Here is a 15,722-nt window from a genome sequence, read left to right as displayed (position 1 = left end):
GATTACGAAAAGCTAAGTTTCGGTTGAAGCTTTTCCTGCGGGATCGATTGCCATAATTGCTGGCGGATCTGCTGGATCTCCTGCAATGCACGGTTTCCGTAATTGGTGATGGTGAAAAAGCGCTTTCTCCGACCGCCCCGTTCGGTAGTCGCGCCACCCATCTCCGAAGTGAGAAATCCTTTTTCTTCCAATCGGTATAATGTGGCGTGGACTGCGCTCAGAGTGATACTGCGGCCCGTGGCCTGCTGAATACTCTCCCACACGTTGACTCCGTAGGCAGGCTCGGCGCAGGCGACGACGACCAGCAGGACGATTTCTTCGAACTCGCCCAGGAATGTTCTCTTCATAAAACCAAAAGATCGATTAGTTTTAATTATGCAAAACAAATAGCTTGCCAGTTTACAAAATGCGCCTTTAAATGCTAGAATCGATGATTTGTAGATTTTAATTTGTCCGAAAGCGAACAGGAAGCGTCCGGCTTGGAACAGGCGGCGAAAATATTTAAGGATGTTTTGTAACGAATCGCGAGGCCAGTCGTCTTTGTAATTGAAATGGATTTACAAGCCTTTAACCAACGCATACTTCCCGTTCAGGGGCGCCTTTTCAGACTGGCGCAAATGTTTCTTCGCAATCGCGAGGAGGCGGAAGATGCCATTCAGGATGTGCTGCTGAGGTTGTGGACGAACAGGAACCAGCTCGAAAGTTACCAGAGCATCGATGCATTGGCCGTTCAAATGACCAAAAACCTTTGTCTGGATAGACTTAAATCGCATCACAAACAGAAGATGCAGAACGACGCCGACGTCATGAGCGTCCAGGCAAACGAGTTGTCGCCGGATCGCCAGCTCGAAAACGCAGACAGCGCTGCGCTGATCCACAGGCTGATCGGTGAATTGCCGGAGCAACATAAACTGGTGTTGCATCTGCGTGATGTAGAAGAATATTCGTTCGAAGAGATTGAGCAGGTTACGGGATTGAGCAATGCAAATATCCGGGTGATCCTTTCGAGGGCAAGGCAGAAGCTGCGCGAGAATTACCTTAAAGCAAACGACTATGAAACAGGATATTGAAAAATTACTGGAAAGATATTACGAAGGCGAAACAACCATTGAGGAAGAAAAAGAGCTGAAAAGGTTTTTTCAAAACGAAGTCGTTCCAGAGCATCTGAAAAGCCACGCGGCACAATTCGGCTATTTTGTGCAGGCCAGAAATGAGTTTCCATCGTTGCTTTTCAGCAGCGAGCTGGCCATGAAGCTTGACCCGCCGAAGCAGGGCCCGGTACGTAGCTTTGGAAGCTGGCTGATCCGGATTGCCGCGGGTCTTGCGCTTCTGATTGTCGGTTTTACCGGTGGCTGGATGTTCCAGGCGAGTAAAGAAGGGGAAAGTGAAAATTTGTTCGCCAATTCAAAAGACATTGCTTCTGAAACGGCTATGAAGAATGTGCTGACTTTTGAAAAAATGAATGTAACGTCGGCAAGCGAACGTATCCATGCGATAAACCAAAGTTATGAGCTGTCGGATGTTGATAGGGACATTACGCAACTGATGATCAACACCCTCAATTTCGATCCCAATATCAATGTCAGGCTGGCGGCGTGTCAGGCATTGCAGCATTTTGCGAACGAGCCGAATGTGAGCGAGGCATTGGTGCAATCTCTTGCCATTCAGACAGATCCGAATATCCAGATTTCACTGATCGAAGTGCTTGTTTCTATCAAGGAAAAGAGGGCGGTGGCCCCTTTCCAGCAGCTGGTGCGCAATCAGGAAGTGATGGAGGTGGTCAGGCTTAAGGCGGAAGAGGGCGTTAATGAATTGACGGCTGCCGGAGCCAAGGATGTGTGAGATGGCGGTGACATCTTGACAGCAAATTAGATGATCCCAAGTGGTGTTGGTCGCCAGCATGATCAGTCAAACTTAAATTTCAATCAATTACATATTTTAATCAGAGACCATGAAAAAAGTACTTTTAATGAGTATGGGTATTTTGTTGTGCCTTACTAAGTTGCATGCACAGGAACGCGAGTACAAAGTCAAGCTTGCCAATACCAAAGACAAGAAGGTGATCATCGAAATGGCGGGAAGTCATGTGAAGGTCGAAGGATATGCCGGAGACGAGGTGATCGTACAGGCCAATGCGGGATTTGAGGCACCACCGGAACGAGCCAAAGGTCTCAAACCGCTTTATAACACAGGCGTTGACAATACGGGCATCGGCTTATCCGTCACGTCCGAGGCCAGCGGGGTAAAGATCGAAAAAGTAACCCGGAAGGACGCGAAATATACAATCCGTTTGCCTAAGAACGTCGCCCTGCTATTTCAGGAAACAAACTGGCAAAGCTCTAAAATCGCTGTCAGCGGAATGGACGGGGATTTGGAAATACGGACCAATGGAGCGGACATCAACCTGAACAACGTGACCGGCCCGATCGTTGCGAACACGACCAGCGGCAATGTCAATGTTGTTTTTTCCAACCTCAATCAAACCAAGCCCACTGCTATATCGTCGATCAGCGGCGAAATTGATGTGACACTGCCCGCTAATTCAAAGTCGGACATGAAACTGCGCTCGATCAACGGTGAAATGTACACTGATTTTGACCTAGGTGTAAAAAGCGCCAAAGGCGGCCTGTCCAAGGTGGGCGGCGGTAGCAATATTGAAGGTACTACAAATGGCGGGGGCGTTGAGGTTCAGCTGAATACGATCAGCAGCAATATTTATATCAGGAAAAAATAACAAATCACTTTTGCATCTAGCGTCATGAAAAGAAGCCTTTTAACATTCGTACTTACCTTATTGATCTCGCAGTTATTTGCCCAAAAGATCATCGAGAAACACATGCCTTACAAAGACGGGCAGACCGCCAATCTGAACCTGAAATTCGCAGACAGCATTCGGGTAAGGTATTGGGACAAGCAGGAAGTATTTGTAAAAATCAGGGCCGTGATCAACAGCAACAAGCTGAACGACGCACTGCTGGTGAAAGATCGCACCACAGCCGATGAGGTGATCCTGGAAATAGATTTCGACCGTGAAATGATGAAGCAGGGGAAATTGGAGGATTGTCCGGGAAAAAACAGAAGCACCTGGAATGACAATAACGGCGAAAACAGGTACTACATGTGCAAGGAAATCAATTATCAGGTTTTCCTGCCCCGCAATGCCAAGCTCAAACTGGAAACCATCGACGGAAACATTGATATTCAGGGAACAGGGACGCCTGTTTTTGCCAAGACAATCAGCGGGTATGTGGACATGAGCTGGCCAAAATCAAAAGGGATCAATGTGGCAATGCAGACCATTACCGGAGAAGTTTACACTGATTTTGATATCAACTTTAGAACTGAGAAGCAGAAACACCCTATTGTGGGTTATCTGCTCGAGGGAACTTCAAATGGCGGAGGCCCGGCAGTAAAGCTGGAATCGATCAGCAACGATGTTTATCTACGCAAAAAAGACTGAGGATTGAATATAACTAAGGTCTGGTTCGCTAGCAGGAGTGTCTCTTAGGGACCTCCTGTTTTTTTATTACAGAATAAAATTTCACAAATAGGTTACTTTCAGTATTATTTCAATTAAAAATGATATTTATCAATACAAAGTAGAACCATTCGCATCCATTCCGTTGATTTTCTCAATAAGTAGTTAAATTAGTCTGGTACATGTTTACTGCGAGAAAACACAACAGGACATATGAAATTCATTTGCAGCTTATTGGGGTTTGTATTGGCTAGTCAAATCGTACCTGCGCAGAATGCAGTCAGCAGCCAGGGCAAGGCGCAAACCCCCGCTACGATCACCTCCTTTGCCGAGGAAATGAAAAAATTTGAAGGCTTTTTCAACTTCTATTACGACGAAAAGGCGGGTAAGCTGTTTCTGGAAGTGGATAAGCTCGATAAGGAATTCCTCTATTTTTCTTCCCTTACGGACGGCGTTGGCAATGGCGGGCCGGAGCGCGGGCAGGCCTCTTCGGCGCTTGCGAAATTTGTGAAAGTAGGGTCTAAAATCCTTTTGATTGAACCTGTGACCAATTACAGGGCAATTTCTCCTCATGCAGCGGAAAAGAAGGCGGTCGAAAATGCCTTTGCCAAGTCAGTAATCTGGGGCTTTGTCCCCGTAGCGATCGAAGGGGCCAAATTCCTGATCGATATCACTCCGTTCATAATCCGTGACAGCCAGAATATTGGGGGGAGATTAGTTGCCCGTCGTGGTAATGCGCCGGCCGGTAATCCTTATCGCGTCGATGAAACCCGCTCAGTGGTCTATATGGAGAATACAAAGAACTTTCCAAAAAACACCGAATTTGAGGCTTTGATCACGTTTACAGGTGGATTACCGGGTGGCGGATCCGGCGGCGGCATTGCCCCCGATCCAACTTCGGTGACGGTCAATATGCATCAGTCTTTTGCAGAATTGCCCGACGATCGATACAAGCCACGTAAATTTGACCCTCGCTCTGCATTTGGCATGTTCAGTTATATGGACTTCTCCGCGCCTATGTCGGAACCGATCGTAAAGCGGTTTATCAGAAGGCACAGACTTGAAAAGAAAAATCCCAATTTAGCTGTCAGTGAAGCGGTTAAGCCAATCATTTATTATGTTGACCGAGGTGCACCAGAGCCGGTTAAGACAGCCTTGATCCAAGGCGGCGCGTTTTGGAATGAAGCGTTTGAAGCGGCGGGTTTCAAGAATGCCTTTCAGGTAAAGGAATTACCTGAAGGCGCAGATCCAATGGATATTCGTTATCACGTTGTGAACTGGATCAACCGGAGCGGGAGTCCAAGGGGTTTTTCATACGGCTCTTCATTCGTTGATCCGCGGACAGGCGAAATTATGAAAGGCGTGGTGACATTGGGTTCAGACCGTCACCGTCAGGATTATCTGATCGCTGAGGGTTTACTGCAGCCTTACGAGGATGGAAAGCCCGTCAGTAAAGCTATGCAGGAGCTTGCATTGGCGCGTATCAGGCAGTTGTCGGCGCATGAAATTGGACATACCCTCGGTTTCAACCACAATTTTGCGGCCAGTCCGAAGGAGCGTGGCTCAGTGATGGATTACCCTTTTCCGAGATTTTCTTTGAAGGCGGACGGGACGGTTGATATCTCCGATTCTTATGCAAAGGGCATTGGGGCTTGGGATAAGCGGGCCGTTATGTGGGGTTATACCCCATTTCCCAGTAGTGAAAGCGAAGAGCGAGGTTTGGAGAAAATTATGCAGGAGACCCTGAAACAAGGATTTGTGTACATTCCGGATATTGGCGGAAATGCGCACCCAACATCTCACCAATGGGACGATGGGGCCAATCCCATTGATCAGATGGCTAATATTTTAGCGGTCAGGAGAAAGGTATTGGATACATTTTCAGAAAGGGCGATCCCGAAAGGTGAGCCGATGGCGACTATGGAAGAAGTGCTGGTTCCGGTTTACCTGCTACACCGTTACCAGATTGAAGCGGTTGCCAAGTCGGTAGGAGGCCTCTATTTTACCCATGCTGTAAAAAATGACGGGCAAGTTGTGACTAAAATGGTAGAGCCAGGGGAACAATGGCGCGCACTGGAATCTCTTCTGAGCACAATTAGGCCCGATGCCCTCGCCTTGCCGGATGCATTGATCAGTAAGATACCGCCAAGGCCAAGTGGTTACCCAGCCGGTATGGAAATCTTCGATCGCCACACCGGTCCTACTTTTGATCCAATAGCTGCTGCTGAAACTGCGGCGGGAACGACATTATCGTATTTGTTTGATCCAGAGCGTGCAGCCAGATTGATTGAGTACCATGCACGGGATGAGAAACAACCCGGCCTGATGCCGGTTCTTGATAGAATCATTGAGTCGACCTGGAAGTCGCCGCCGGAAGGCGGTTACCAGGGTGAGCTGCAAATCTTGGTTAACAACTTGTGCCTCAAATATCTATTGGCATTGTCGGCAAATAAAAAGGCGGCCGAAAATGTCAGGGGAGAAGCCCTTTTGAAGGTAGAAGAACTCAGCCAATGGATGAAAGAGAAGGTCGCCTCCGCTGTACCGAAGCAAAAAGCGAACCTACTCTTTGGTTTAAATCAGATCAAGGAGTTCATTGATAACCCAGGTAAGTTTGAACCTGCCGAAGTACTTGCAATGCCTCCCGGCGCGCCGATCATGGGCTTGATGGATTTTATCGGCTGCTCACAATCAGCTCAGCATTACCCCGATTTTCTTTCCGTTCCACTCAGGGAATAACTTCTGGTCATTGTTGATTTTCAGGTGTTTGTCGGCCACTTCACTGAATACACTACGGAAGTCGGTAGACACGGGCAAATCACGGCCATCCTCCAGAGTATCTACAGACATCGGCTGGATATTGCCGTGCACAAGGCCGCCTTTTACCTGGTTCCCAAGTATGAAGTTACAGGAAGCCCGTCCATGATCGGTCCCTCCGGTTCCATTCTGCTTGACCGTACGTCCGAATTCTGTCATGGTCATAACAGTCACATCATCTTGTAACCCATTCATATCTGCCCAGAAGGCCATGATACTATCGGAAAGATCGGCGGCATTGCGGGCGAAAACGCCTGTTTTGGTTCCCTGATTGAAATGGGTGTCCCAGCCGCCGGATTCTGCAAATGCAACCTCCAGCCCAACGTTCATTTTAATCAACTGGGCAATTTGCTTAAGCGAACTGCCAAGTGCGGAATTGGGATAGCTTGCTCCGTTTGACGGCTGGTATTTGGGGTCATAAGATGCTTTAAGAATTTTCAGCGCGTCAAAACTTTCCTTTCCGGTTTCCTGAAGCAGGCTTTGGGAGGTTTTTGTGTAGAGATCTTCGAACGATTGTGCTGCCATGTTCACACCTCCGGGGTTACCCTTCATTTGAATTGCGAAGTCGCTCAACTTGCTGATCGCCAGAGATGGATTGTCCCCATAAAGCGATCTTGGCATGGCCGATGTAAGGCTTACAGCCTGAAAAGGGCTGGTAGCTTCATGGCCTAATAAACCCACAGCCCGATTGAGCCAGCCGCTCGGTGTTGTCTTGCTGAAAGGGGTGCCCGACTCCATATAATCCTGTGCGTCAAAATGGGAACGCGTATTATTAGGAGAGCCGATACCATGTACGATTGCCAATCTTTTTTCTTTGAAAACGCTTTCAAATGCTTTGAACGACGGATGAAGACCAAATTTGCCATCCAGGTCCAGTAGCGCAGCATCCGTGTCCGTAGGAGACATAAATAAAGTTGGCCTGGCTGCTTTCAGATACGGATCGGTAAATGGGGTTACAGCCATTAAGCCGTCCATGGCGCCCCGCTGAAAGATGCACACCAGGATTTTTTTTCTCTCAAACAGTTTATTGGAGTTATTGCCGGCGGCTGCGGCCCGAGTCAAAAATTGTGGGACCCCGCCCATTCCAATACCAAACAAGGCAAGTCCGCCGGCTTTTAGAAATCCTCTTCTAGTTGCCATAGATTTTATATTTTAAAAGTTTTGAGAATTATCTGCGCTGAAATTCCGGTGAACCCAGTAAGATACCCACCACCTGGGCCATCATGCTTTTTGGGGTCGGCGCTTTTGCCAGTAAAGGCTCCTTGATTTTAGCCGTATCGACTTTACTAACCGCGTTGCTTACTTTCTTTTCCAATTCAGGATCGTTTAAAAGGGGTGTCAGCATCGTCACAGTTTTTGAAAGATTTCTTTCTGGCATAAGCAGCGTGCCGTAGGTAATCAGAGCCTTGTCGGAACTTTCGGGTTCATGATTATGATTCAGTCGGAGCAGGTCTATTTTAACACCTGATAATTTACCGCTTGCGACTGCCAGGCCGAAATTCATTCGATTCAACAAAGCGCCGGTATTAATCCAGTACTTAGCGTAGTCAGGAAAACCGGTCGGAGCCTGATAATGATAAATATCTTGCCCCATCCGCCTGGTCCATACATATAACTGATTAGGTTGCTGAACATCTGCATCAAGACCACGAACTGTGCTGATGGCCAATTCAAAAGGTGATTTTGTCTTTTCTCTTACGGCACTTTTAGCCCAGAACTCGGGAGCGTAAACCATCGTAGTAAGCACGGCTGAAATGTCACCGTCTTTTGCACGAAAGGTCGCGGCCATTTTGTCTATCAGGCTTTTTGGAGGCGTATCGCTCACAAATCGGATAGCCAGTTTTTTGCAAATAAATTGTGCTGTTGAAGGGTGGTGGGCGAGCATGTCCAGCAGTTCGACACCTTCCTTGTAACCTCCGCCCGCGCTGAATTTTTTCCCTAGTATTGTTTTCTCGCCGTTGTCATGCCTGGACTGAATAAACCTGAAATCACCATGCTCCGCGGGATCGTTGCTCTCCGTATTACCGTCCGCCTTTGCCTGGGGTTTGTTTTGAATCATGCCCGCACTAGCGTTTGGGCCCATTGGGTATACCGTCCAGCCGGTAAGAACTCTGGCAGCCTCGGTAACGTCGTTTTGTGTATAACCACCATCTACACCAAGGGTGTGAAGCTCCATCACCTCCCGTGCGTAGTTCTCGTTCAATCCGCGGTTCTTTTTTTTAGCGCTCATTTGTGCGGCGTCCTTATCCGTTTCCTGGTTCGAAACTGAGCTACTGAAATTGTCGAGATAGTAAAGCATTGCCGGGGCCTGAGCCGTCGCAAGTAAAAGATCACCAAACTTGCCCGTTACTTGAGGGCGGATTACGTCGCGTTCGTACCCGAGCACGAATGGAGCACATGGATTTTTACTCAGCGAGACGTTGAAATGGTTGAACCAGAATTCTGTAAGAACTTCGCGAAACTGGTTTTGAGAATAAGTCGCACGTAAGATCTTTTGATTAATAAGCTGTTTGAATAAATCATTTTGTGGGAGGTAACCATTTGCTTTCATGTATTCTGCAAGCTCAGCTTTATCATCCTTCCCGTCGCTTTGTGCCAAGGAATCCTTCGTGCCGCCATCGCGTAGGGCCATTCGCTTTACACTCCCTCCTGCGGGGTAAATGCGCGCAATTTCACTGTTGCTAAGATTTAATGCATCGTACGATGCCAGCATGCGCTTCAGTGTATCGTCGTCCATGTTGCCTTCCAGCTGGAGTGCAAACCATCGCTCTGGGCCTAGTCTGATTACTTCTTCGATTTGTCCAGTTTTTGCGCCATAGGTGAACCTGCTCAGCAAATGGGCGGCAGCTTGTCTTTCGGTAAGCCCGCCTTGCGCATAAGGAAATCCGGCGGGTTTGTAACCGACATCCTTTTTGAAGGAAACCAACGAAAAACTAAAGGCGGCAATTAGCGTCCAAAACAAGGACATTTTCGTTTTCTTCATCATAGAAACACATTTTTAATTGATAAATGGTGTTAGACAAAGAGTAGTTAAAAAAGGTTTAACAGTTACTGCAAGGATTGGGCCACAGCAAAAATACTGCCCCCAACGAAGGTAGGTTACACCCCTTTAAACCAGCAGTGTCACCACAAAAAAGCAAGCTATATAAAGTGAATAAATTATAATTGTAGCTAGTTAGATAAGCGGTGCTTTGACAATGAATATTAAAAAGTTCTTGATTCATTAACATTTTAATTGCCCTTTTATGAAAACGCAAAGCAAGTATCTGGATGAAATTAATCGTCTGTTGGCGGACTACCTCCTGGAAATTCAAAAGTCGGATCTTAAGCCTTTGTCAGCTCAGGTCTATCAGGTTCAGTCTAAGAATTTTGTGAGATGGATCAATGGCGAATTTACGCCAGGCGAGGTAAAAAGGGCCAAAAAGACGAGAGACAAAAACTAGATCATTCTAAAAATCACACTATTCAACGTTCCTACCTCACCCGCTGGCATACACAGCAAGCGTCAGCGTTCCATCAGGGGTACTATCCGCCATTTTATGCTCTTCCAACGGCCAGCCGTACTTTTAGGCCAGATGACTTTTCAATATCAAAAATACCACAAGGTTCGAAAACAAAACACCTTCAGGTAATGGCTACCGGAAGGTGTAAGATATACTCAACGTTTATAACATATTTCAGCTTCTTCCGGATCAAAAACCTCAAAACGAACGCTTCGATCAAATAGAGCCAGAAATAAGTTACAATAATACTATACGAATTGTATTTTGGGTGTAGATAGTCATAATTTATGTTGTAGCAATTTCTCTACAACTTCGATTGAGTATTTTTACCTAGTTTTGGAGTCTCCGCATATTCTTTTGGGAAAAATTTGTCTGTACATTTAAGGATGATTGCCCTTCGTATATAGATGACAGTACAAACAGATTGGTTTCAAAATCTGCACGCATGAATTTATCTTTTCTGGAGTGGCCGGTTAGAAAGCAACTTGCCAAGGAAACAAATATCCTGCATAAAGCCCGGATCAGGATCTTATCATACGCCCTACATCTGAGGCTCTTGACAACCGGATTACTCTTTGCTTTTTATCTCACACAGAATTATCAGATCCAGACTATACGGATCGCAGTTCTGTTTAGTATCGCTATATTTTTCTATGTTGCTGTAGCCTTGGGCTTCGCCTGGCGTAAAGCCATACATGGGGCTGTGCTGATCTTTCTTACGATTATTTGGACGAATCTGTTTGTTTTCGACAACGGGTTCCACTTGGTAACTCTTCAGTATGTCGCAATCGTGAGTACATGCGCGTTTTATGGTCTGGGTAACTTCTGGGGGTTGACCTATTCGTTAACTGCAACTGTGCCTTTTGCGATTTATATTCTGACCGGACACCAGGCAGGCGTTGTGGTTCCCTGGGGGCCAGAAGGCTCCGGTAACTTCGGCCTGGGTATCATGCTGTTCCATAACTTTTTCTTTCTGGTCCTGATCAATTACTACTTTTTTAATTCTTTTTACGACACCATCCAGGCGCTCGACTCGCGGACCACCGACCTTACTGCCATTTTGACTTCGCTGGAAGAGTCGCGTAGGAAACAGGAGGAGGAACTAAGTCATCAGAAACATTTGCTCGCAAGTATTTCACATGATATCAAAAGTCCTCTGCGATTTCTGATGACTACCACAACGCGGCTGGCGAGAAATTATCCCGATCTTCCTACCGTGAGGGCAATCAGCCAATCGAGCAGCCGGCTTTATAATTTTATGAAGAACCTGCTCGAATACACCGAGCTCAGATATAAGAGTAATGCGGTTGGCTTTGTTTATCTCGATCTTCATGAACTGGTAGAACAAAAGTTCGAGATTTTTGCTACCGAGGCCGACAGCAACTCCAATGTCTTGGTTAACCAGATATTACCAGGCGCCATTCTTAAAAACAATCCGCAACTGGTCGGCATTATTTTACATAATCTGATCGATAATGCCAATAAGGTTACTCACGACGGCACGATCACTGTGAGTAGCCGGGATTTCAGAAGCGAGGTCCGCCTTACAGTGAGCGATACGGGGCCGGGAATGGACCCGAGAATTATGGGATGGATTAATAGTCCCAGCAAAATCCCCGGACCGGAACACAATTCCCAAAGCTTTGGAATGGGGTTGCTGATCGTGAAAGAATTGAGCTCACTTGTCAGCGCAAAGCTCTTTGTGGAATCAAATTTGCCTTCTGGGACGTCGGTTCATATTATTTTTTCGAAAAATAATTCTAGTGACGAATTTTCGTTATAAGAAATTATGGATATTCGATTACCTTTAAATAAGTTTTGAAAATATAGATGGCCGATGAAGACAGTACTTGTGGTAGAAGACCATTCGATCGTTCGAATGGGTGTGAAATTACTGATTGAAGATTTTCTCCCATTTGTCGACGTGATAGAGGCAGGCAGTTTTAGCGAGACTTTAAAACATTTGCAGTCAAGGTCCTTTGATCTTGTGGTACTGGATGTCAAAATTCCTGGTGGTGAAGGCTTTAACATGATGGACAAAATCAAGGCGATCCAGAGCAAGGTTAAAGTACTGGTATTCTCTTCACAGGATGAGGAGCTCTATGCTTTACACTATTATAAGGCGGGAGCAAGCGGTTATTTGCCCAAAGATGCGTCTAATGAAGAACTTGAAAACGCCATTACTTCTGTTCTGGCTGGCGGAACCTATCTCAGCAACGTGGTTCGAAATCAGCTGATCAGCAATGCAGTGCTCGAAAGGGAGCGGAAAGAAAGCCCGCTGGAGATCTTATCCAACAGGGAGCTCGAAATAATGGATATGCTGCTTATTGGTAAATGGACAAAGGATATTGCGACGGACCTGAACATCAAAGAAAGTACTGTAAGTACCTACAAAGCTAGGATTTTTGAAAAGCTGAATGTGACCAATATTCTAGAGCTTTTTAAAAAAGTTGAAATTTATAAAAAGCGAAAAGCAAGAATGCTTTAAGTGTATGCGTTTAGCTATTTTAAATACCCGCTTACATGCGCGCAGTACGCTTATCATTGTAGTTTTTACCCCTCACAACAACGATTTTAATTAATGGAAAGGGCTGTCAATTACCCCAAATCGGCGGAATTACCTTTTTTTGGTACTGTCTTGTTGACAGTCACTTTGGGTTCTGCATTATGGACCACAGTTATTTACCTTATTTATCAACTGCTTCTCATCAGATAAGCCGGGCATTTTTGGTGTGTGATAGAAACCTAATCTGTTAGGTGTCATTCCTGTTTGTTATTCAAATAATCAGCATGTTAAATAAAGTTAAACCGGCTTTTGCTGTGGTTTTTCTTAACGTTTTTTAAGACCTCCACAAATAGCGCTTCGGGGTGTTGTGAATAGTTTTGGGCACTTGTCCAAATCAGATCAAAACACCTTTAATTATGATGACGCTTTTCAAAAAATGGAATTACCTGGTCAGCTGGGGTATGTTCGCCATTGCTCTGGCCACTTACGTGATTACCATGGAACGTACAGCCAGTTTCTGGGATTGCGGTGAATTTATCGCTTGCGCATTCAAGTTACAAGTGCCGCACCCACCTGGCGCGCCCTTTTTCTTACTGATTGGCAGGTTGTTCTCCTTGTTAGCCTTCGGGGATCTTACCCAAGTTGCATATTGGGTTAATATGGTTTCCGTCTTGAGTAGTGCGTTTACGATCTTCTTTCTCTACAAAACAATCACCATGCTGGCTATCAAACTGCTGGCAAAAAAAAATACAGATCTGACTCATGGTGATATGATACTCGTTATAGGTTCCGGGGTCATTGGAGCATTGGCTTATACCTGGTCCGATTCTTTCTGGTTTTCAGCCGCAGAAGCCGAAGTTTATGGGATGTCTTCTTTCTTCACCGCCGTTGTCATCTGGGCCGCCTTCAAATGGGAAAGCATAGAAGATACTGCTGCCGGGAATCGTTGGCTAATCCTCACGGCGTACCTCGTCGGTTTATCTATTGGCGTCCATCTTCTAAACCTGGTTACGATACCTGCGCTTGCTTTGGTATATTACTTTAAGAAATTTCCCAAACCAGGTGTTTTTGGGGCCTCTGCCGCTTTTCTGCTTGGGCTGATCGTATTGGCAGTGATCAATTCCGGTATCATTCCTGGACTGCCCGAACTAGCCGGTAAATTTGAGATATTCTTCGTCAATTCGCTGGGGCTTCCCTACAATTCAGGGGTGGCTGTTTTTATCATTTTCTTCCTTGGCGCTTTGGTTTGGGGTATCAGATATTCACAGAAAAAGGGTAAAATTTTACTTAACACCGGCCTTCTTTCCCTCGCATTTGTGTTGATCGGTTACTCCTCGTATACAATGGTTTTGGTACGCTCAGGATATAACACGCCTATTAATGAAAACAACCCCAGCGGCGTACTGCGGTTTGTTTCTTATTTGAAACGGGAGCAATATGAAAACCGGCCTCTTCTCTACGGCCCGTCATTTATTTCGCATCCGGTAGGCCAGCAAAGAGGTGCCCCGGTATATGTCAAAAAGGACGGAAAGTATGTGGTTATTGACTATCGTCCGATATACGAGTACGAACCAGGAAGCAATATGCTGTTCCCAAGGATGTACAGTTCTCAGCCCGGCCACCCACAGCTTTATCAGCAAATGACCGGTGTAGCAGCAGGACAAAAGCCCACGATGAAACAAAATCTGACCTATATGTTTTCACATCAGATAGGGCATATGTACTGGCGATATTTCCTGTGGAACTTTGTGGGTCGTGAAAGCGACCAGGAAGGTGCGGGTGTTTTGCTGCCATGGAGCTCGTTTAAAGATTATCCGGCATCCCTGATGAAAAACCGGGGACATAACAATTTTTTCATGCTCCCGTTTCTGTTGGGCCTGGCGGGCCTGGTTTATATGTATGCGCGGGGCCGCAAAGATCTACTGGTGCTTGGGCTCCTGTTTGCACTAACCGGTGTCGCGTTGGTGATTTACCTTAACTCACCGCCATCGGAGCCCAGAGAAAGGGACTATATCTATGTAGGTTCCTTTTACATTTTTTGCATGTGGATAGGGTTTGGCGTAATGGGTGTCGCCGATTTCACCAGGAGGTTCATCCAAAAGCCTTTACTCCACCCGATTTTAGCTGTTGTTGCCAGCATGTCTGTCCCCATTATGATGGTTGCCGAGGGATGGGATAACCACGACCGGAGCAATAGATACCATTCAGTTGATTTTGCCCGTAACCTCCTCAATTCCTGCGCGCCCAATGCGATTTTATTTACAGGCGGAGACAATGATACCTTTCCGCTGTGGTATGTTCAGGAAGTAGAGGGGTTCAGGACCGATGTGCGCGTCTGTGTTCAGACATTTCTGGGCACGGACTGGTATATCCAACAACTGAAGCGTAAGATCAATCAGTCGGAAGCGCTGCCCTTTACGCTGGATACCAATAATTACCAGACCGGCAAGAATGAATATGTCCCGTTCTATGAAATTGCATCGGTCAAGAACGGGATCAACCTGAAGGAGTACCTGGAACTGATCCGGCAGGATAACAGGGCCATCCAGGTACCACTTACTAGTGGCGATATGACGTCTATTTTGCCTTCGTCGACTTTGTTTCTTCCCGTAGACAAGCGGCAGGTCGGATCGATGGGTATCGTGAAAAAGGAATTAGTGCCATTTATGGCCGACTCCATGAGCTGGAAAATAGGAGAGAAGGACTTGCTGAAAGGAGATCTGGTGATGCTGGACATTATTGCAAGCAATAACTGGAAACGGCCCATTTACTTCTCATCCACGATGGGGGCTTCCCATAACCTTGGCCTCCAGGAGTATTTTCAGTTAGAAGGGTATGTTTACAGGCTGTTGCCGGTGCGCGTGGAAGGCGCCTCCGACGGATATGTCAATTCGGACGTGATGTACAATAATTTGATGAACAAAACCTATTGGCGGGAAATGGATAATCCGAAAGTTTATTACGACGATACCTACCGTGGCGCACCGGTATTCACGGCCAGGCTATCTTTTCTTCGACTGGCGCAGCAGCTTATTGCCGAAAGAAAAATGGATAAGGCCAAAAAGGTATTGAACAAAGCAATGGCCGTTATGCCGGACGATACCATTCCATTTGATCAGGTGTCCGTTGGTTTCATTGGCCCGCTTTTTGACGTAGGCGAAAATAAAAAAGCATTGGATTCCGCCAAAACCATGGCATTGCGTTCTGACGAAAACCTCACATGGATCAAGAAGAATGGAGGCGAGCAGAGCAGGGATGTAAACGTAGATCTTTTTATTCTGCAGAGCATTGTGCAGGAATGCAGAAGGGCGAAAAGGGATGTCGAGGCCGACAAATACGATACCGTTTTCCGAAAGCATTTGCTGGCCTTCAATATGTACAGCGGGGAAAAATAGAATAGGCAAGGTTTTATTATTGGATG

General features: G+C 46.3%; 12 protein-coding genes. 9 read left to right on the top strand and 3 right to left on the bottom strand.

Features of this window, described 5'->3' with window-relative positions; genetic code table 11:
- Window positions 1-2: 2 nt before the first annotated feature.
- Window positions 3-347 (bottom strand): PadR family transcriptional regulator, encoded by a 345-nt coding sequence (locus AC1XUF_RS05920; RefSeq protein WP_483340745.1) that lies wholly within the window; start codon window positions 345-347, stop codon window positions 3-5.
- A 204-nt stretch (window positions 348-551) separates the two neighbouring features.
- Between AC1XUF_RS05920 and AC1XUF_RS05915 the strand changes: the two genes are divergently transcribed.
- From AC1XUF_RS05915 to AC1XUF_RS05895, 5 genes are all read left to right on the top strand, one after another.
- Complete coding sequence (locus AC1XUF_RS05915; RefSeq protein ID WP_483340744.1) at window positions 552-1,070, top strand: RNA polymerase sigma factor; 519 nt, start codon at window positions 552-554, stop codon at window positions 1,068-1,070.
- A complete protein-coding gene (locus tag AC1XUF_RS05910) occupies window positions 1,054-1,842 on the top strand; it encodes a HEAT repeat domain-containing protein (RefSeq protein ID WP_483340743.1) in 789 nt (262 codons plus the stop codon). The genes AC1XUF_RS05915 and AC1XUF_RS05910 overlap by 17 nt, the downstream gene beginning before the upstream one ends.
- A gap of 109 nt (window positions 1,843-1,951) precedes the next feature.
- Complete coding sequence (locus AC1XUF_RS05905) at window positions 1,952-2,734, top strand: DUF4097 family beta strand repeat-containing protein (protein ID WP_483340742.1); 783 nt, start codon at window positions 1,952-1,954, stop codon at window positions 2,732-2,734.
- A 24-nt stretch (window positions 2,735-2,758) separates the two neighbouring features.
- A complete protein-coding gene (locus tag AC1XUF_RS05900) occupies window positions 2,759-3,460 on the top strand; it encodes a DUF4097 family beta strand repeat-containing protein (protein ID WP_483340741.1) in 702 nt (233 codons plus the stop codon).
- Between the two features lie 231 nt (window positions 3,461-3,691).
- On the top strand, window positions 3,692-6,214 hold the full coding sequence (locus AC1XUF_RS05895; protein WP_483340740.1) for a zinc-dependent metalloprotease: 2,523 nt from the start codon (window positions 3,692-3,694) through the stop codon (window positions 6,212-6,214).
- Here AC1XUF_RS05895 and AC1XUF_RS05890 read toward each other — a convergent pair.
- Together AC1XUF_RS05890 and AC1XUF_RS05885 are read right to left on the bottom strand one after the other, a co-directional pair.
- Window positions 6,167-7,432, bottom strand: coding sequence for a DUF1501 domain-containing protein (locus AC1XUF_RS05890; RefSeq protein WP_483340739.1), 1,266 nt, complete (start codon window positions 7,430-7,432; stop codon window positions 6,167-6,169). The two genes, AC1XUF_RS05895 and AC1XUF_RS05890, sit on opposite strands and share 48 nt — an antisense overlap.
- A 28-nt stretch (window positions 7,433-7,460) precedes the next feature.
- A complete protein-coding gene (locus AC1XUF_RS05885) occupies window positions 7,461-9,278 on the bottom strand; it encodes a DUF1800 domain-containing protein (RefSeq protein ID WP_483340738.1) in 1,818 nt (605 codons plus the stop codon).
- A gap of 259 nt (window positions 9,279-9,537) precedes the next feature.
- Here AC1XUF_RS05885 and AC1XUF_RS05880 point away from each other — a divergent pair, with 259 nt between their 5' ends.
- The 4 genes from AC1XUF_RS05880 (at window position 9,538) to AC1XUF_RS05865 (ending at window position 15,696) form a co-directional block, all read left to right on the top strand.
- Window positions 9,538-9,735, top strand: a complete 198-nt coding sequence (locus AC1XUF_RS05880; protein ID WP_483340737.1) for a hypothetical protein — start codon at window positions 9,538-9,540, stop codon at window positions 9,733-9,735.
- Window positions 9,736-10,240: 505 nt separating this feature from the next.
- Window positions 10,241-11,578, top strand: a complete 1,338-nt coding sequence (locus AC1XUF_RS05875; RefSeq protein ID WP_483340736.1) for a sensor histidine kinase — start codon at window positions 10,241-10,243, stop codon at window positions 11,576-11,578.
- Window positions 11,579-11,632: 54 nt separating this feature from the next.
- Entirely contained in the window at window positions 11,633-12,283 is a 651-nt protein-coding gene (locus tag AC1XUF_RS05870) for a response regulator (protein WP_483340735.1), read from the top strand.
- Between the two features lie 437 nt (window positions 12,284-12,720).
- The gene (locus tag AC1XUF_RS05865; protein ID WP_483341281.1) at window positions 12,721-15,696 is read left to right on the top strand and encodes a glycosyltransferase family 117 protein; all 2,976 of its coding nucleotides are present in this window, start codon (window positions 12,721-12,723) and stop codon (window positions 15,694-15,696) included.
- Window positions 15,697-15,722: the final 26 nt, after the last annotated feature.

It is taken from the genome of Dyadobacter sp. HNCC25DJ185 (assembly GCF_056895195.1).
The sequence above is the reverse complement of the archived record's forward strand: the minus strand, read 5'-3'. Positions and strand labels throughout refer to the sequence as shown.